At 44.4% G+C, this 17,713-nt stretch carries 16 protein-coding genes; 9 read left to right on the top strand and 7 right to left on the bottom strand.

Translation table 11 applies throughout. The features are described 5' to 3' along the window. The first annotated feature begins 11 nt into the window (after positions 1–11). Positions 12–338, top strand: coding sequence for a metalloregulator ArsR/SmtB family transcription factor (locus OV592_RS17255; protein ID WP_016400497.1), 327 nt, complete (start codon positions 12–14; stop codon positions 336–338). A gap of 53 nt (positions 339–391) precedes the next feature. Beyond that, positions 392–1,408 carry an ACR3 family arsenite efflux transporter gene (arsB, locus tag OV592_RS17250; protein WP_406609452.1) on the top strand — a complete coding sequence of 339 codons (1,017 nt, stop codon included), beginning with the start codon at positions 392–394 and terminating at the stop codon, positions 1,406–1,408. 24 nt (positions 1,409–1,432) lie between these two features. On the opposite strand, the gene OV592_RS17245 is transcribed toward arsB, so the two are convergent. After that, positions 1,433–2,344, bottom strand: a complete 912-nt coding sequence (locus OV592_RS17245; protein ID WP_406609451.1) for a LysR substrate-binding domain-containing protein — start codon at positions 2,342–2,344, stop codon at positions 1,433–1,435. Positions 2,345–2,492: 148 nt separating this feature from the next. On the opposite strand from OV592_RS17245, the gene ygiD reads away from it, so the two are divergent. From ygiD to OV592_RS17230, 3 genes are all read left to right on the top strand, one after another. Beyond that, positions 2,493–3,314 carry a 4,5-DOPA dioxygenase extradiol gene (ygiD, locus tag OV592_RS17240; protein WP_406609450.1) on the top strand — a complete coding sequence of 274 codons (822 nt, stop codon included), beginning with the start codon at positions 2,493–2,495 and terminating at the stop codon, positions 3,312–3,314. Positions 3,315–3,327: 13 nt separating this feature from the next. Beyond that, positions 3,328–4,299, top strand: coding sequence for a glutathione S-transferase family protein (locus OV592_RS17235; protein WP_406609449.1), 972 nt, complete (start codon positions 3,328–3,330; stop codon positions 4,297–4,299). 356 nt (positions 4,300–4,655) lie between these two features. Then, positions 4,656–5,261 (top strand): PEP-CTERM sorting domain-containing protein, encoded by a 606-nt coding sequence (locus tag OV592_RS17230; RefSeq protein ID WP_406609448.1) that lies wholly within the window; start codon positions 4,656–4,658, stop codon positions 5,259–5,261. A gap of 103 nt (positions 5,262–5,364) precedes the next feature. Here the strand turns inward: OV592_RS17230 and yghU are convergent, their stop codons facing one another. Continuing rightward, positions 5,365–6,222, bottom strand: coding sequence for a glutathione-dependent disulfide-bond oxidoreductase (gene yghU, locus OV592_RS17225; protein WP_406609447.1), 858 nt, complete (start codon positions 6,220–6,222; stop codon positions 5,365–5,367). A 205-nt stretch (positions 6,223–6,427) separates the two neighbouring features. After that, positions 6,428–7,615 (bottom strand): MFS transporter, encoded by a 1,188-nt coding sequence (locus OV592_RS17220; RefSeq protein WP_406609446.1) that lies wholly within the window; start codon positions 7,613–7,615, stop codon positions 6,428–6,430. Positions 7,616–8,037: 422 nt separating this feature from the next. On the opposite strand from OV592_RS17220, the gene OV592_RS17215 reads away from it, so the two are divergent. Further along, entirely contained in the window at positions 8,038–9,138 is a 1,101-nt protein-coding gene (locus tag OV592_RS17215) for a DUF3179 domain-containing (seleno)protein (RefSeq protein WP_406609445.1), read from the top strand. A 174-nt stretch (positions 9,139–9,312) separates the two neighbouring features. Here OV592_RS17215 and OV592_RS17210 read toward each other — a convergent pair whose 3' ends face one another. Further along, positions 9,313–9,753, bottom strand: coding sequence for a winged helix-turn-helix transcriptional regulator (locus OV592_RS17210; RefSeq protein ID WP_406609444.1), 441 nt, complete (start codon positions 9,751–9,753; stop codon positions 9,313–9,315). 83 nt (positions 9,754–9,836) lie between these two features. On the opposite strand from OV592_RS17210, the gene OV592_RS17205 reads away from it, so the two are divergent. Then, positions 9,837–10,235, top strand: a complete 399-nt coding sequence (locus tag OV592_RS17205; RefSeq protein ID WP_406609443.1) for a hypothetical protein — start codon at positions 9,837–9,839, stop codon at positions 10,233–10,235. After that, entirely contained in the window at positions 10,232–11,257 is a 1,026-nt protein-coding gene (locus OV592_RS17200; protein ID WP_406609442.1) for an MBL fold metallo-hydrolase, read from the top strand. The genes OV592_RS17205 and OV592_RS17200 overlap by 4 nt, the downstream gene beginning before the upstream one ends. Before the next feature lie 116 nt (positions 11,258–11,373). Here the strand turns inward: OV592_RS17200 and OV592_RS17195 are convergent, their stop codons facing one another. Further along, positions 11,374–11,934 carry a disulfide bond formation protein B gene (locus tag OV592_RS17195; RefSeq protein ID WP_406609441.1) on the bottom strand — a complete coding sequence of 187 codons (561 nt, stop codon included), beginning with the start codon at positions 11,932–11,934 and terminating at the stop codon, positions 11,374–11,376. 371 nt (positions 11,935–12,305) lie between these two features. Here OV592_RS17195 and OV592_RS17190 point away from each other — a divergent pair, with 371 nt between their 5' ends. Further along, positions 12,306–14,294 (top strand): alpha-amylase family glycosyl hydrolase, encoded by a 1,989-nt coding sequence (locus OV592_RS17190; protein WP_406609440.1) that lies wholly within the window; start codon positions 12,306–12,308, stop codon positions 14,292–14,294. An 84-nt stretch (positions 14,295–14,378) separates the two neighbouring features. Here OV592_RS17190 and nadN read toward each other — a convergent pair whose 3' ends face one another. Together nadN and OV592_RS17180 are read right to left on the bottom strand one after the other, a co-directional pair. Continuing rightward, a complete protein-coding gene (gene nadN / locus OV592_RS17185; RefSeq protein WP_406609439.1) occupies positions 14,379–16,223 on the bottom strand; it encodes an NAD nucleotidase in 1,845 nt (614 codons plus the stop codon). Between the two features lie 92 nt (positions 16,224–16,315). After that, positions 16,316–17,617, bottom strand: coding sequence for a DASH family cryptochrome (locus OV592_RS17180; protein ID WP_406609438.1), 1,302 nt, complete (start codon positions 17,615–17,617; stop codon positions 16,316–16,318). Positions 17,618–17,713 lie beyond the last annotated feature (96 nt).

Raw genomic sequence — 17,713 nt, 5'->3', positions numbered from 1 at the left:
GCATGTGAATGATGAATCCTCAATTATTTTATAAATGCCTCGCTGATGATGTTCGCCTAAAAGCCTTGATGATTATTGCCGAGGCTGGTGAGGCCTGTGTATGCGATTTGATGCAAGCCTTGCAGCTCGACCAACCAAAGACTTCTCGACATTTAGCGCAGTTACGCAAATGCCAAGTATTGCTCGATCAGCGGCGCGGCAAATGGGTGTATTACCAATTACACCCTGAATTACCAAGCTGGGCCGAACGGGTGTTACGCGAGACTCAAGCCAATAACAAAGACTACTACCAAGCAGAGTTAGCGCGCTTTGAAGCGAATAAACAACAGCTTTGTTAGTGAATTAATCACAGAACCCACCCACACAGCTAGCTGGGGAAGAAGGTAACAAAATGGGATTATTTGAACGATATTTAACAGTATGGGTAGGTTTAGCCATTGTTGTTGGCATTGCTGCGGGCAGCCTTGTGCCTGAGGTATTTGCGGTAGTAGCTGGCCTTGAGTTTGCACATGTTAATTTGGTGATTGCCTTACTTATTTGGCTAATGATTTACCCAATGATGGTGCAAATTGATTTCTCATCGATTAAAGATGTGGGTAAAAAACCAAAAGGTTTGCTACTTACCATTGTGATTAATTGGCTGATTAAACCCTTTAGCATGGCGCTGCTAGGCTGGTTGTTTTTTAAAGGTATATTTGCCGATTGGGTAGACCCAAGCACCGCGACAGAATATATCGCTGGCATGATCTTGCTTGGCGTAGCACCGTGTACCGCGATGGTATTTGTATGGAGCCAGCTGACCAAAGGCGACGCTAATTATACCTTAGTGCAGGTTTCGATTAACGACGTAATTATGATCTTTGCCTTTGCGCCAATAGCCGGCTTTTTGCTTGGGGTGAGTGATATCACGGTGCCTTGGAATACCTTGTTAATATCGGTGGTATTGTACGTATTAGTGCCACTTATAGCAGGGGCAATTACCCGTAAAAAGCTAGATAAAAAGAATGACCATTCAAGGCTAAATCAGTTTTTAGCTACCATGAAGCCTTGGTCGATTATTGGTTTGCTGGCTACCGTAGTGCTGTTGTTTGGCTTTCAATCGGAAACAATATTAGCCAAGCCTGAAGCCATTGTTCTTATCGCTATTCCTTTGCTTATTCAAACCTATGGCATTTTTGCTCTGGCTTATTGGTTAGCCAAACGCATGCGTTTGCCACATAACATTGCTGCTCCAGCTTGCATGATTGGTACCTCTAACTTTTTTGAGTTAGCAGTAGCGGTTGCCATATCACTATTTGGTTTGCACTCTGGAGCTGCGCTAGCCACCGTAGTTGGTGTATTGGTTGAAGTGCCGGTAATGCTCTCTTTGGTATGGTTTGCCAATCGCACTCGTCATTGGTTTAGTTAATCTAAAATCGTTACTCTCTCTGCGCTAAGCCGCGGGGAGGGTGACAATATCGTTGTTCTGCACATCTTCAAGTGCAAAATCTATCAGTGCTCTTACCTTACGAGGCAGCACATTACCTTCTAAGTAAACGGCATACAGAGGATGCATTGGCAGTTGATAGTCTTCCAGCAGCCGCACCAGTTTTCCTTCACTCAACTGTTTATGTAAAACGAAGTTTGGACACAGTGCCACACCGCAGCCCTCTGCTGCCCAATCTCGAGCAATATTGGCACTATTTACCATCAGGTTTCTAGAAGGGTGAAAGGCATATTCTTGGCCATTTTGCTGAAAGACCCAACGATTGGCGTTGCGCCTATTGGTGTCGATGATGCAAGTGTGAGTATCTAAATCATCGGGGCTAAGCGGAGTGCCTTTAAGTGTTAAGTAGCCGGGTGAGGCCACCAAATGGCTGGTAAATTCAAATAGCTTGCGTGCTTTTAAAGTAGAAACGTCGGGAGTGCCAACGCGAAAAGCGAGGTCGAAACCATCGCTTGCTAGATCGGCATGCTGATCGCTTAAGCGCAAGTCGATGCTTAGCTCAGGATGGATAGCGGCGAAACGACTCACTAAACCTTGTATGTAGATTTCGCCCAGAGTCACTGGCGCAGCGATGCGCAACGTACCATGTAAGCTTGTTGCTTCCTCATTAATGCTCGCCAGCAAATCATCAAGTTCGTCCAACAGGGCTGGGGCCCGATTGAGTAACTGCTGACCAGAAGGTGTAAGCCCCACTTTTCTTGTAGTGCGTTGCAACAGGCGAGCGCCAAGCTTGGTTTCTAATTCCGCGACGTATTTTGAGGTGAGCCGGTTGGATACGCCTAAGCGTTTTGCCGCTTCGGTAAATGAACCGGTTTGCGCCGTAGCAACAAATGCCTTTAAGCCGTCAATCAAGTCCATGCTAATTACCTATTAAGAACAAATTGGAGATAGTTATTCTATATCTTCTCCATTGTGAGGTGAATCTCTTAGGCTGATAATTGCTGCATTACCGTTTAATGCTTCGCTCAAGCCAAATGGCACTGGGCCGAAGGAAGAAAGAGGCGAGATGGCGATTCAGCAAGGCTTAAATATTCTTGGCGATAAAGCGACAACGCCACCCATGCCGGTGGTGTTTATTGGCCATGGCAATCCGATGAATGCCCTAGAGGAGAATTGCTTTACTCAAAGTTGGTTGCAGCTTGGGCAAGCTTTAACTAGGCCGCAGGCAATATTGATGATTTCCGCTCACTGGATGACACCCGGAGTAAGCCTAGTAGATAGTTCCGCCAAGCCTAAAACCATTCACGATTTTTACGGCTTTCCAGAGGCTTTATTTGCCCAGCGCTATCCAGCCAGTGGTAACCCCTTGTTGGCGCAGCAGCTCACTGAGCTGTTAAGTGATCATCAACTTCAAACCGATAGCAGTTGGGGGCTTGATCATGGCGCTTGGTCGGTATTGAAATGGATGTATCCAGCAGCAGATGTTCCAGTATTTCAGCTCTCTATCGACGTGTCACAAAACTTGAGCTGGCACTTCGCCCTAGGTCGCAGCTTGTCAGAGTTGCGTCGTCAAGGCGTGATGATTATTGGCTCGGGCAATGTTGTACATAATCTAGCGGCGCTAAGGCACACCTCCCAACCTTATGACTGGGCAGAAGAGTTTGATGCGTTTTTTGCTAAACGCTTAGCGCAACGAAATTTTTCTGACTTAGTCAACCCAGCAGTCATGGGCGGTTTAATGCGCATGGCTAACCCAAGTTTAGAGCACTATATACCGGCTATTGTGGTTGCCGGCGCAGCTAACAATAACGATTACCTAAGCATGGTAAGCGAAGGTTTTGATCTTGGCGCATTATCCATGCGCTCATTTGTTTTTCATCAAGTTTAAACAGGAGTCACTTATGTTAGTAAATGGAGTATGGACGGAAGACTGGCAGCCTTTACAAAAAGTGGATGAACAAGGGCGTTTTGTAAGGCAAACTTCCGGATTCCGCCATTGGATCACCGCCGACGGCAGCCCTGGTCCAACTGGCGAGGGTGGCTTCAAAGCGGAAGCTGGACGTTACAGATTATACGTGGCCTTAATTTGCCCTTGGGCATCGCGCACGCTGATTGCACGTAAGCTAAAAGGCTTAGAAGCGCTAATCCCTGTTACGGTGCTTAACCCTAGTTTAACCCCGCAAGGTTGGCGTTTTGGAGGCTACCAAGGTGCAGATCAAGACCCGTTGTTCTCTGCGAATTACCTACACCAAATTTATACTCAGGCTGATCCTAACTTTACCGGAAGAGCTACCGTGCCAGTGCTCTGGGATATGCAGAAAAATGTAATAGTGAATAACGAAAGCGCCGACATTCTGCGCATGTTCGATAGCGCCTTTGAAGAGTTAGTACCCTCTAAAATTCGGCTTTATCCAGAGCAACATAGTGAAGAGATTGATGCCCTAAATACGCGAATTTATCACCAGTTTAATAACGGCGTTTATAAAGCTGGCTTTACTCAGTCGCAAGCTGCTTACGAAGAGGCGGTAAACGGGGTATTTGAAGTATTAGAGGAACTGGAGCGGAGGCTAGTAAAGCAACAATATTTAATCGGGGACACGCTTACCGAAACCGACATTCGCACCTTTGTAACGTTAATACGTTTCGATGTCGCCTATTACGGCCTCTTTAAAACTAATCGCAAACAAATAGCTGATTACCCTTTGTTGTCAGCTTACATGCCACGAATATTAGCCATTCCTGGTGTGGCTGAGACGGTGAGTATCGACCATATTACTCGCGGATATTATTCGATTAAGGCTTTAAATCCTTCTGGTGTGCGGCCAATAGGGCCTGCGCATATTGATGCCCTAAAGGCTGAAGTGCTTAGTTGAATATGACAAGCTAGATTTTGTTGTTAAATAGGCTATTTTGCAGCAAGTTTACCTGAGTGCACTGGGCTTTAATACTTTAGGTAAATAGCGAAAACTTGTAGTTAGTAAGCTGTTGCAAACAAATAGCCTGCTTTAGGGGCTTAGGCCTAAATACTTTAGTTAAGCTTATGAACTTAAAGTGATTTTATTTGATGGAACTGTCAGTTTATTTTACATCTTAGAACTGAATACAATTTTCGCAATAAAATATTTTTATAAATATCAATTGGTTACTAGACTGGTCTAATTTGTGCTTATGGAAGCCGGAGTGACAATTTAGTCAACTAACTTCCACTTTCAAAACTTAAGGACAGACTTTGAAAAAGTTAATTAGTTTAGTCAGCGTGCTTTTATTTAGCGCTGCAGCACAAGCCACCCCAATTTCAAGCGGATTGATCATTGAGGGGACCACCTTTTCTAGCAACAATGCTTTTCAGTTTTTTAACGATTCTACAGAGGGTGAGAAAATCACCTCTATTACTTGGGACTTAAGCCCAATTGGTGCTTTCTTTGACTCAACCGATACGAGCCCTGGTTTGAGCAGCAGTCCAATTACTTTAGGCGCCTCTTCTTCAGTAGGTCATATTTTCCCTACCAACAATGCCTTGAATGGCTCGAGCATTTTAACCATCTCGTTTACTGATTTTGACGCGGGTGAGTTTTTTACCTTTGGTGTAGATACTGATTTCTTGAATGCTCCTGATGCAGTTGGCTTGAATGGCGATCAGTTTTTTGGTGCGACTGCCTTGGCTATTTTCTCTGACGGTAGCCAGCGTTTTGGTACATATGCGCCAACCAATGTTGTTGGCTTCGGCTCAGAAGTATCAATTGTTGAACCTGCAACAGTTCCAGAGCCTGCTTCAATATTGATGCTAGGTTTGGCTTTATGCGGATTGGGTGTTTCTCGTAAGCGTAAAGCCTAATCGGCAATGCGAGTGCTCTTGCATGGGCGCTAGATTATTAAGCCAGTTTTATCTCGGTAACAGAAAAAGCACCCTTGGGTGCTTTTTTATTGGGTAGTTGGGCTTAAGGCTTTTTACTTAATACCGCATCAATATCTGCGGCGTTGTGGCGCTCGGCTAATTGCTCCCATTCTTCACCCCATACCCGATTAACAATACGGCCACGTTGCACAGCAGGGCGTTGCTCTACCTCTTTAGCCCAGCGCATTACGTTGGTGTAGCTTGCTGCGTCTAAAAACTCTGCCGCTTCATAAACCGTGTTAAGCACAACGTTGCCATACCAAGGCCATGTAGCAATATCAGCGATGCTATATTCGCTGCCACCTAAATACTGATTATTGGCGAGGCGTTTATCCAATACGTCGAGCTGGCGTTTGGTTTCCATGGTGAAGCGATTAATTGGGTATTCGTATTTTTCTGGCGCGTACGCATAAAAATGTCCAAAGCCGCCACCTAAATACGGAGCAGAACCTTGTAACCAAAATAGCCAGTTCATGGTTTCGGTACGAGTGGCTAGGTCTTTAGGCAGCAGGTGGCCAAACTTTTCGGCCAAGTAGAGCAAAATAGCGCCCGACTCAAATACCCGAATAGGCGTGTCACCAGAATGGTCGCTTAAAGCCGGAATTTTGGAATTAGGATTAATATCCACAAAGCCAGAGGAAAATTGGTCGCCTTCACCAATGTTAATTAAGTAGGCGTCGTACTCTGCCTCTTTAACGCCTAGTGCCAGTAATTCTTCCAGCATAATCGTTACTTTTTGTCCATTTGGCGTAGCTAGCGAATGCAACTGCAAAGGGTTGGCGCCCACAGCAAGGGCTTTCTCATGCCGTGCGCCTGAATCGGGCCGATTAATGCTTGCCCACTGACCACCACTTTCGCTGTCCATAGTCCAAACTTTTGGTGGTATGAATTCTGTAGTCATTACTGCTCCTTAACTGATTTTTTTGCTAACAGCATTAATATGCTGGCAAGTACTGGCGTTAAAAGATCTAGGTTAACTATAAGAACCGTTAACTGATAAAACAATTCTATTGGAAGCGGATATTGTTTAATCACATTACCTTGAGACGGGAAAACGAACAAGTTTATGCTATGTCACTTAGTTCATTAAGGACATAGCAAATGCTTTAATTTGAGCGCGGTTTTAGGCCTAAGGTAAGCACTGCAATGGCTAAAGTAATTAGCATGCTAATAGCGCAAAAATCTACAACCGCTACAAAGCCGTCGCTGTCGATGAGCTCGCCAGCTATAAGTGCTCCAGTACCAAAACCAAAAGACATGGCAAACAATAAAACACCTTGGGTTAGTGCCGGAGAAAATGGACTTAGCTGTTCAGCTATGGCGGGAATCACCATGTCAAACCATGAGATTGCTTGCATCAGCAATACAATCAACAGAACAGGTATTGCGCTAGGTATCTGTGTTCCCACAGCCAGCCATAAACCAATAGCAGTAATCGCATAGCAACAGAGTCCGGTTATCCACACTACGTAAGGCCCACTTTTTTCAGCCCAACGTCCAGCAGGTTCTAGTAAGGCGATGGTGAGAACTGCTGAGGCTGCTAAACCAAAAGCTGAGTGGCCTAAATCTACAGAAAATACCTGCTTAATAATCAGCGGGCCGGTTTCCATTAAATTGGTAGAGGTAAGCATCGAGAGAAAAATCGTGGCTAAAAAAGCGCAAAAGGCTGCCTTTTCTCGATGGGAAAAAGCGGGCTTACTGCTTAGTTCATCAGCTTGTTCGTGCTCTTGATTGTCTAAAATCACCTTAGGTGGTGGAGCTATAAATACAGTGACTATAGAAATGCTAACTAAAGCCATCATCAAGATGAGTTGTTGTTCGCTGGTCCAATTCAAGAGGCTCACTAAACCTAGTAATGTACCTGCGATAACAATGCCCAAAAACTGAAACTGAAATAAGCGGCTTAAGCCCCTGCTATGCTGATTGGCAGGCAGAGAATTGATCACAAAAGTGGGGTTTAACACCAGCTGAGACACGGTGCCTATGCCAATACTTAATCCAACCAGTAAATACATGTAGCTTTGGGTTGTCGCAAAGTAGAGCAGTATTAGCGACAGTAGATGAGAAAACAGCGCTACTTTTTGTAGCTGTCGATGAATAGAATATTTGTCGGCCAGCCAGCCAATAAGTGGCGCGCTAATGCCAAAAATGCCAATGAGCGACATGACCGAGCCCATTAACGTGCCGCTGCCTGTCCGCTCAATAATCAATGGTGTAACTAATAGCGCTAAGCCTACCCATTGCACAACCCCATTGGACATTTGTGCAATATACCAGGGTTTAAATTCTTTCATTTGTACCTCCTGAGTTATTCAAAAACTATCGCCTGTGCGTTCAACCCTTGAAGGTGCTCAAGAGTGAAAAAGTGGGGCGAATAGTTGGATTTAACTCAGAGTAAAAATTTTGACAGCGTTGGCACAGTGTCTTACTCGTTGTTACTCAGTAGCGGAGTAAGTTACTGGGTTTATTGTTCCATTCTTCGAAATAATGCTTCCCGCTGCTGCTACTTACTCTTGTTTAACTCTCTCGATAAGCTTTGTTGCATGAATTAGCAGGGTGCTAATTGCGCGGGCTCTCAGATTAGTAGGGAGTCCAGAATTTAGCCAATCTCAAGCAAGTTAAGCCTTCGGCGATAAGTAAACGTGGTGGGGCTGTAGCAAAGCAAATTAGTGGGCTTGTGATATTGGCATTTGATTCCTAACTAAAGGTAATACACATGAATAGAACAACCTTAAAAGCACTTTTTTATAGCTTGGCCTTGTTGATTGTTATTGTCAGTGTCGGCTCTGCAGTGGGGGTAACCGAACCGGGGCAAAAGTTTGGCACCGACAGGGCTGTAGTAATTTGGCTGTTAGAGCATCGAGTACTAGTGGCGGTAATCAATATACTCATGATGATTGGTTTAGTTGTGCTTAATCGTAGAGCCCAAATTTGGCCTCGTTCAATTATGGCGGTGTGTTCAGGCCTAGTTGCGCTGGGTATTTGGTGCAGTAACTACGCTACTCAAACGGTGTTTCCATCAAAGCAGCATAATGCTGAATATTACGACGTAAGTTACGCCGATACCGTGTTACCTGATGACCAAGTAATGTATGTGGTGCAAGTTGGTGATGATGTTCGCATGTTCCCACGTGAGCACTTACAAATTCCCCATATTGCAGGTTGGAACGTAGACGGCACCGACTACACTATGACCTTTTGTGGCTTGTCGAACTTGCCGGTAGTGATTGAAGCAGACTATGGTTTGGGCGAGTCTGACTTAAACGTATCGATTCAAACACATAACAATCTGATTTTTAAAGACACCAAAAACGATGTTTTTCTTCAACAAATTACTATGGAATCGGAGTTTACAGACCACAAACCAAAACAAGTTCCAAATACTTTAATGTCGTGGGCTGCAGCACGTGAGTTATACCCTAATGGCCAGGTGTTTATTTACCACTATGACCGTTTACTAGACAAAATGATCAATACCGCTTTTCAAGATGCTTTAGATGTTCAATTTGATAAAACGAGAGAAGATGAAGCGGCATTTCCTACACTGCGCCTAGACGATAAACGCTACAACCAAAAAGAGCTGATTTATGGTTACGATGGTGGAGACTTCCAGTTTGCTTTTAGCATTGATGACGCGCGTACTTTTGCTGGTGAAACCTTCGAAGTGAACGGCCAAACCCTAAGCATTAAATACAATAGCGAACATGACTTTGCCTACTTAGTTGATGGAAATGGAGAACAGTTACCTACTCATAACGGCTTATTCTGGATGGTGTGGTCGCACTGGTTCCCTGATACCGTTACTTTAAACGGTTAGCCGATGCCCTGAACTATAACCAAAAAAAGCCCGCTAATAGCGGGCTTTTTAATTAGCTTATAAGTTGTTATTTGTGTTTTAGACGTTGGGGGGGGGTGGAACTCGTTTATGCCCCAAAGTGAGTTTCACAAGAACAGAATTGCTCAAACATCTTGCTGGTTATTCACCGCATACTCACTTAGGTATTGGTAAAATTTCATTAACACCTAACACTCTATTATTTTGACTTTGCAGTTCAATCTTCTTAATCGGTTGCTTGCTTTCACTATCACATAAATTGAAAGAACTTCGGTATTCTTCTTCAATCCAATCTTCTGACCACTGATACATAGCCACCAACACAGGAAGTAGTGACGCTCCTTTTTCACTCAAGGCATACTCGTGTCGACTTCCCGTTTTGCCAGCTTCGATCTTCTCTAAAACACCATGCATGACTAAATCGTGAAGCCTATTTCTTAGGATGTTTTTTGCAATACCTAAGTTACTTTCAAATTCAGAGAATCGCTTTGCCCCTCTGAAACAATCACGAAGGATAAGAAACGACCAAGTATCACCTACTGTCGCAAGGCATTGCGCAATTGAGCAATTCAATTGGGTAAAGTTTTTTCTAGTCATGCTGATGATAATAAAAAATATGGTTGCTTAAAGCAACTTTGTGTTTTAGTCTCTTTAGGAAACCAAATTGAGGAGGGTTAAAAATGACTATGATTAGATTACTGAGCAAAACCTGGCTGTTGCTCCTTTCATTATTTATGTTTTACCTGTCTTATCGTTGGATTTTCGATATCAATGCTCATTTAGCGATGTTGGGGATCACCGTTGAAGGCGTACATGGTATCAACACCTTAAAATCGATAATGGGGTCGGGACTGTTGATGTTCGCGTTAACGCCACTTCTAGCGCTTTATCACGATGAACGATGGCTTGCACCTTTGGGTTTGTTTATGACGCTACTATTGCTTGTAAGACTAATCAGCCTTTTTGTTGATGGTTTTCATTTGAAAATGGGCTTCTATGCTCTACTCGAGGCACTTGTGGTGGCTTCTGTATTGGCTCTTTACAAGTTCAACACCGAACGTTCAAGTGGGTCAAAATGATGAAAATATTTACGAAACTATGCCAGTTACTATTTATTTCAACGTTTATGCTTTCATCAATGTACAGCAACGCAAATGAGTCAAAACTCTCGTTGGAGGTTTTTATCTCTGAGCCAAGTGAGATAAATGTCACCAGTGCACTCATTAAAGGCTCTAGTGAGATGATGGTTGTGAGTGCTCAAGGAACTAAATCAGCGGCTAATCGATTAGCAGATCAGATCGAGAAAACAGGTCTGACTTTGAAGTACATTTTTCTTACCCACCCACATCTGGATCACTCGCAAGGGGCTAGCGTTTTGACGAAAAGGTTTCCAGAAGCGCAATTTATCGCTACGCCAGAGGTTGCAGCACTTCAGAGACACCGTATTGAATTAGATGATGACTTAGCAAGCTCAAGACATGGTGACAATGCGGCCATCCCATCAGTGCCGGCTATTGATTACTCGGAAACGTTTCTTCTTATAGATGGTTTCGAAATCGAAATATGGAAAGACATTATAGGAGATGCAGGGATAGGTAATCCTTACGAACCTCATGTGGCTCTGTATATCCCATCTCTCAATGCTTTGTTACCCAGTGATGTCGTTTATTTCCAAGGACATGTAATGATGGGAGGGTCAACACCTGAAAGTCGCCATTTGTGGATGGCTCAACTTCGAGAGTGGCAAAGATTAAATCTAGATATTGTTGTTCCTGGGCATATGCCAAAGGATAAAAAAGAAGAGTGGAGTGCAGATGGAGCATTAACGCACACCTTGGAATATATCGAAAGATATGATGCTGCACTCAGTGAATCCAATTCACCCAAAGAAGTCATCAATACTATGATTTCTTATTACCCTGAAATGGGGCATCGGTCTGCACTTTATTTATCTGCTTACATCGATTTTGGTCAAATGCATATGCTGACGTTTAACCCAACAGTTGAACGAGTAGCTAACTGGATACCGGAAAGCCTTCTCCAATGGGTCAACCAAAAGATCTTTGAGTATAAAAAGAAGCAATACTCGTTAGATAACTAGTTAGTTGCGCTGGAACAAAATTGAACCGTTTGCGACATCAATTTAATTGAAAGCAATGGAGCAAATTCTACTTCGTTAGGGGGATGCTCCATTGGGCAGCTACATTCAAGAGTGTCCTACTGTTTAAATATCTGCCACATTGCATTCGTATACAGCAAAGTAGCGCCAATAAATACAATAGGTAGGCCAATCAGGCTTAACTCAGTGAATGTCAACCAGTCAAAAAGGTAAGCCGGGGTTCCACAAAGCGCATTCGCCTCAAAAAGAGCCGGTAACAAGGTATCGAGAGGTAACCAAGCTGGGAATGGTGAGCTTAAACTGCAAGTACTGAAGAGTAAACGTCCACTTTCTATTAAATAATTATCATATGAATGGTAAAACGCCAATCCCAATCCAGCCGTAGCTAAAAAATAAACTACACAAAGTCGAGTTAACTCCACAGGTCTAGATAGTTTTCCTTCATTGCTAGTCACGATTGCAACCACTGCCGAAAGTGCGACTAAAAGAAGATACGCTCTCACCATGACACAGTTGGCACATGGTTCATCTCCAAGGCCGTATTGTACGTATAAGCCAAATCCTTCCATAAACAAAAAGATTCCAAAGATAAAGTAACCAAAGCTCGGTTGATTTAACCAGTCTTTCAGTTTTGAATTCATGTTTTGTTTATTGTTCATACAACATTGTTCTCTAAAGAGTTTTTCAATTCTTTTTTAAGGAAAATAACCTTTTTCATTGCCTCAAGCAACCCGACACTTGAGTTTCTTTAGAGAACCAATTTTGGGAATGAATCCCATAATGTTGACGTTATAATTCGCCCGATGCGCCAAACTCACTTTTGTCCAAAAGTTTGTTAGGACTCAGTAAGGAGCCAAGCCGCAGAGCCTTTAGGTGCTTGGGCCTAAGCTGGGACTTCAATAAGAGCCTCATTTTATGGGTACTGGCAGGTTGAGTTTCTGCTTCACCATCCTGAACCTTGCCTAAGTATTGCTGCTGGCTTTGCTCAAAATAAAGCGTTTGCTCACCCAAACTATCCGAAGATGAAGCTATGCTAATTGTTTTTACGGTGGGGGAATGGCTGGTGTTACGTTTGTTTTTTATCTTGTTCGGTTTGCTGTGGAATCAGGGCTTATATTCTGCTGAAGTGCAAAACTGGTATCGCTCGGCCAGTTTTTATCATATCTGGCTTAAGTCTTTTTCCGCCTCTCATCAACAGCATGAGGTTGGTGACATTCAGGGCATTATTCAGCGCTTCGATTACTTAAATGATGGGCAGGCCAATGCGGGGAAGGATCTGGAAGTAGATGCCATTTTGCTTTCGCCTTTTTACCTTAGTGCACGTAGCTCCGAAGACCCCTTAGATAATATTCATGGTTATGACGTGGTGGACTATTACCAAGTTAATCCAGTGTTTGGTGATAAGGCTGATCTTAAGCAATTGATAGACTTGGCCCATAGCCGCGGGGTAAAAGTGCTGTTTGATTTTGTCCCGGCTTACACCTCGATAAAACATCCTTGGTTTATTAACTCTGCTAATGGCGGCGACAAGCGCGATTGGTATGTGTGGGACAAGCAGCCCTCTTCTCAGTGGCAAGCCGCATGGGGGGGAGGCAGTTGGCAAGATGTTTGGAAAGCCCATGGCAATAGCTATTTTTATAGTTATTTTCAAAGCAGCGAGATTGCCGATTTAAACTTGCATAACCCTCAAGTGCGCCAAGCTCTGGAGGAAGTATTAAAATACTGGTTCGATTTCGGTTTTGATGGTGCCAGAATAGACGGCGCTCCCTATTTAATTGAAGACGGCCCAGGCAAACAGGCTGACCGGCCTGAAACCTTCCAAATATTGCGCGAGTATCGAGCCATTGCCGACAGCTATGAGCAAGGTAAAGTGCTAATCGCCGAAACGTGGCGACCTTCTGAAATTGTGTCGAAGTACTTTGGTAATGGCCACAATCAAATTCATATGGGCTTTGATTTTGACTTTGCTTGGCAAATTCCAGGTGCGATTAAACGCGGCAATGCTCAAGGCTTGCGCAACTTGCATCAGCAGCAAATCCAAGATTATCCGTCTGGTTACCAAACGGCGGCATTTTTAAGTAACCACGACAGTTACCTTTCTAGACCAATGACAGTATATGTGGGCAATGCGAATCAAGCGTTGCAAGCTGCGACTTTACAGTTACTGAGTAGCGCTACGCCGTTCATTTTTTATGGTAATGAACTAGGTATGTTGGGAGAACATCAACCCGATGCTCAGCTGCGTGGTTTGTTTAACTGGCAAGATGTAGAGCGGCAGTTAGCCTTGCCAAACTCATTGTTAAATCAATATCGACACCTACTAAAGATACGCCGCGAGCACTCCTATATTAGTGAGGCTTCGTTGCACTTTGTAGATACCCATAGCGACAAGGTGTTTGCCTATGCCTTAGCAACCCAGCAGCAGGCGCTGGTGGTGCTTATTAATACCAATAAAGCCCCCAGTCGAGCGCAGCTTAATATGGCGCAAGTAAGCGCTTTAAGTACTCATCAAGATTATCGCTTATCGCCTGTTTTGGGAGAGCCAGTGCAAAAACGTCGAGAGGCTTTGGCTGGTGCGGCTAGCTATCAACTGGAACAACTACCAGCAGAGAGTGTAACGGTGCTGTATCTAGGAGAGCAGCAAGCAAGCTTAGTGGCAAGCTATCCAGATAAGGTTGTTGCGCCTACCAAGGCGCTAGTGCCAAGCGCCATTGCCTTAAACAGTTTGTATTTGCGTGGGGATATGAATGGCTGGGATGGCAGTTTACCAATGGCTTTAAGTGAAAACGGCCTGTGGCAAGTTAAGTTAAAGCTGCAAAAAGGCCGTTACCAATATAAGTTTGAAGTGAATGGCCAGCCTTTGTGGGGGCGCAACTGGGGAGATAATAGCCGTAACGGTATTGGCGATATTGACGGCGAAAATATCCGTTTAAGGGCGGCTAGTGGTGGCTGTTATTTATTTAGTTTTAACCCGCAAAATCGTCAACATCAGGTGCAAGCCACAAAAACCTGCGATTAGACTTTGACTTGTGGCGAAGTTAGGCAGCTAAAGTATCAAAAAGCCCGCTAAGTAGCGGGCTTATACATTTAGTTTGGCTAAGCCTTAGTTTTGCAGGTTGCCGTCGGTATCGTAGAACATTTGGGTGCTGTAGCTTTCTAGCGGCAGCTTGTCGATGGTTCCATTACGCTCTACGTAATCAACAAATGATTGCGCGTAGTCTAAGAAGCTATCTTCAAACTTACTCTCATCGGCAGAGATGTCGGCAAAGCTAAAGTATCCATCACGGCCGCCAGCAATGTAGTTGTTGGTTACCACTGTGAAGCTGTCATTATCGGCTAAGGCTATCCAATCGGTGGTGCCTTTGGCTTTTACTTCTACGTCGTATAAACGAGAGCCAGCAGCTTGTGACATATCCACCTTATAACGTAAACCAGCAGCGTAAGGGTAAGCGCCAGTAGAGCCTTCTGGATCTAGCGAGTAATCTACAGCTTCGTTAAGTACCGTTTTGATTTCTGCCCCTGTCATTTCCAAGTAAACCAAGGTATTTGCGAAAGGCAGTAAGGTGTAGGCATCGCCAATGGTGTAATCGCCTTGTGGTACGTCGTTACGCACGCCGCCGGCATTTTGAATGGCTACGTCGCCACGTATGGCTTGCTCCAAAAAGGCTTGAGCTACAAGGTTTGAAATATCTGAACCATTAGCGCTGGTGGCCGATACATCACACAAGGTGCTACGGCCTTGGCCCGGAATGCGCTCAAAGCATAGGTTTTGTGCCACGTCGCCTACTACTGATTGTTTTAGCACGTCCACTTCTTCGGCATAAACAGCTAGTAAATCTGTAGCATTAGCGTCGGCTGTAACAATCGATAAGTTAGGGTTGGCGGCTACCGCGTCGGTAACTGCAGTGCGAGTTGCACCGGTAAGCTCAACGCGGTCACCGTTAGTGTCTTTACGCTTAAAGCTGTCTGCTAGCAATAGGTGAGGAGTACCAGCACAGCTTTCTAGCTTGCCGTTACCATCGAAGGTAACAGCTAAATCACCCACTACCGCTGAGTATTGCCAAGCTTGGGCAACACACACTGGGTCGCCGTCTAAGTTGCTTACCATGGTTGGGTAATCACCTGCACTGTTTAGGCCTAGATCTTCAAAGTCGCCTAATAGGGTGTGTGAGTCGCCACCAATGATCACATCTACATCGGTAAGTTTTGCGGCTAGCTCTAGGTCGTTTTTGTACTGATAGTGAGTTAACAAAATGATGTTGTTAACACCTTTTTCTTTTAGCTCGTCGATGTACATTTGCGCTGAGCTGGTTTCATCATGAAACTGAGTGGTGGCATCAGGGCTTGAAGAGTTTTTAGTTTTAGTGGCAATGTCGATGCCGATTATACCCACCTTGGCATCGCCAAATGACTTAATCATGTATGGCTGGAAGTAATCCCAACGGGTAGTTGGTGCAAGTGGCGATACGCCAACTTCAGGCTCTACGTTGGCAGCCAATACTTGGGTTTGGCAAGTTGGGCTATATAAAAACTCTAAGAAGGTTTTTAAGCCAGCATCGCCGCCATCAAATTCGTGATTACCTAAAGCGAAAGCGTCAAAACACACTTCGTTCATTAAGGCTGCATCGGCTTCGCCTTTAAATAGGGTGTAGTAAAGATCACCGGTAATTGCGTCACCCGCGTGCAGTTTTAATACATTGTCTTTACTTGCAGCTAGTTCATTAATTTTCGCTACAACTTTTGGAAAACCGCCTACCGAAACTCGAGTTGCTTCGCCCACTAGGTTTAAGTCTATACCGCTATCAGCTTGTAAATGAGAGTGGTGATCGTTGATATGCAGTACGTTAATGCTAAGTGGCTGAGGGCTTGGAGTACTGTCGTCGTCATTACAGGCAACTAAAGCAACACTAAGGGGAAGAAGGGCTAACCATTCCTTGCGAAAATTCATCTTTACTAACTCCGTTTAGATAGAAAACTCTAAACACTAGAGAGTTTAGATGAACCATAGATGAACTATTTTTGTTAGTTTTATGTCGGTGGCTAAACTGGCCAGTCAATCATGTTGGTATGGTCGCTTGGTATGCTGCCCAGCTCACCCTGCCAACGTTTAATAAATTGCTTATTTGGGTCAAACATTTTGCTTTGTTTATCGATGTCGAAGTGGCGACCACCGCGTGGGTCTGCGCCTATTCCTGCAATGTATTGCCAGTTCCCCCAGTTACTAGCTACATCGTAATCAATCAAGCGTTGTTCAAAGTAGGCCGCGCCATAGCGCCAGTCTACTTGCAGTTCGTTTACTAGGCAGCTAGCGACAATTTGCCGGCCTCGGTTCGACATCCATCCACTGCTGTTTAGTTGATGTATTAGCGCATTCACCAAAGGGTAGGCCGTATTGCCCTCGCACCATTGTTTAAAGCGCTGGGCGTAAAAACTGGTATGTAAGGTTTTACCGTTAACCCCAGTAAAACTAAACAGCTTGCTGCCATGCGCGCGGGCATACCAATAAAAGTACTCGCGCCAAAGCAGTTCAAAGTAAATCCAATAGCTGGATTCATTAGCGCCGTGCTTTGCTTCGTAATTACCTAAAGCCTGTAAAACTTGCCTAGGGCTAACAGCGCCATGGGCGAGAAACGGCGAAAAGCCAGTTGAGAACAGCTCGCCGCTTAGGGAGTTACGGGTTTGTTTGTAGTGGCTTGCAGCAGTGGTTGAAAAGTAATGCTCAAGATGATTACAAGCTGCTTGCTCACCTGCTTGAAAATCGCTTGAATGATGTTCTTGCAGTTTAATTAGCGGTGCAGGGCTTAAGTTACTTGGCACTTTAGGTAGCAGATGTAAGGTGGCTAAGGGCTCTGCTATCGCAAGCTCTTCTACTTGCTTACGAAAGGGTGTGAAGCTTGTTGGTAAGTTGCTTAAATCAAAAGGTAATTGCTGTTGCTCAAATAAGCTGTTGCTGCTGGCGGAGTGAAAGCGGATTTGCGGATAGGCAAGCTGCAGGGCGAGCCATTGTTTGGCTTCGTCACTGCCTGGGTGCACACTTCTGCCAATATCGGTGATGCGATAGTGTTGAATGTAAAGGGCGACTTGCTGCTCGAAACGACCATGTTCGACAAACAGCTGTTGGCCAAGTCGATTTAAGCTAAAATTGAGTTCACTTAAGGTCTGGTTTAAGTAGGCCTGTTTGGCCAAGCTTACCTTGGTTTGGCTGAAGTGCTGCACAAAGGGGCTAGTGGCTTGGTTTATGTAAACGCAAATGAGTTGGTCAACTTGCCGCGCAAGTTGTTTAAGTGCAGGGTTGTCTTGCACTCTACAGTCGTTATCGAAAATAAACAGCCCTAGTCGCATTTTTGCTTCCCAAAATTAGTGGCGAATAAAATAGTTTACGTATCTGCTTGTTATTCAGTTTAATCTGGCGAGTGTTTGGCTGCTTAGTTTTTCTTT

Origin of the sequence: Agarivorans sp. JK6, assembly GCF_045277145.1 — a bacterium.
Taxonomy (GTDB): Bacteria; Pseudomonadota; Gammaproteobacteria; order Enterobacterales; family Celerinatantimonadaceae; genus Agarivorans; species Agarivorans albus.
The sequence above is the reverse complement of the archived record's forward strand: the minus strand, read 5'-3'. Positions and strand labels throughout refer to the sequence as shown.

Coding starts and splice junctions, on each gene's coding strand:
- OV592_RS17180 (WP_406609438.1), bottom strand. CDS start 17,617: ATGCGACTAGGGCTGTTTATTTTCGATAACGACTGTAGAGTGCAAGAC.
- OV592_RS17200 (WP_406609442.1), top strand. CDS start 10,232: ATGATGAAAATATTTACGAAACTATGCCAGTTACTATTTATTTCAACG.
- OV592_RS17210 (WP_406609444.1), bottom strand. CDS start 9,753: ATGACTAGAAAAAACTTTACCCAATTGAATTGCTCAATTGCGCAATGC.
- OV592_RS17215 (WP_406609445.1), top strand. CDS start 8,038: ATGAATAGAACAACCTTAAAAGCACTTTTTTATAGCTTGGCCTTGTTG.
- OV592_RS17190 (WP_406609440.1), top strand. CDS start 12,306: ATGCTAATTGTTTTTACGGTGGGGGAATGGCTGGTGTTACGTTTGTTT.
- OV592_RS17255 (WP_016400497.1), top strand. CDS start 12: ATGAATCCTCAATTATTTTATAAATGCCTCGCTGATGATGTTCGCCTA.
- OV592_RS17205 (WP_406609443.1), top strand. CDS start 9,837: ATGACTATGATTAGATTACTGAGCAAAACCTGGCTGTTGCTCCTTTCA.
- OV592_RS17195 (WP_406609441.1), bottom strand. CDS start 11,934: ATGAACAATAAACAAAACATGAATTCAAAACTGAAAGACTGGTTAAAT.
- OV592_RS17245 (WP_406609451.1), bottom strand. CDS start 2,344: ATGGACTTGATTGACGGCTTAAAGGCATTTGTTGCTACGGCGCAAACC.
- OV592_RS17235 (WP_406609449.1), top strand. CDS start 3,328: ATGTTAGTAAATGGAGTATGGACGGAAGACTGGCAGCCTTTACAAAAA.
- arsB (WP_406609452.1), top strand. CDS start 392: ATGGGATTATTTGAACGATATTTAACAGTATGGGTAGGTTTAGCCATT.
- ygiD (WP_406609450.1), top strand. CDS start 2,493: ATGGCGATTCAGCAAGGCTTAAATATTCTTGGCGATAAAGCGACAACG.
- yghU (WP_406609447.1), bottom strand. CDS start 6,222: ATGACTACAGAATTCATACCACCAAAAGTTTGGACTATGGACAGCGAA.
- nadN (WP_406609439.1), bottom strand. CDS start 16,223: ATGAATTTTCGCAAGGAATGGTTAGCCCTTCTTCCCCTTAGTGTTGCT.
- OV592_RS17220 (WP_406609446.1), bottom strand. CDS start 7,615: ATGAAAGAATTTAAACCCTGGTATATTGCACAAATGTCCAATGGGGTT.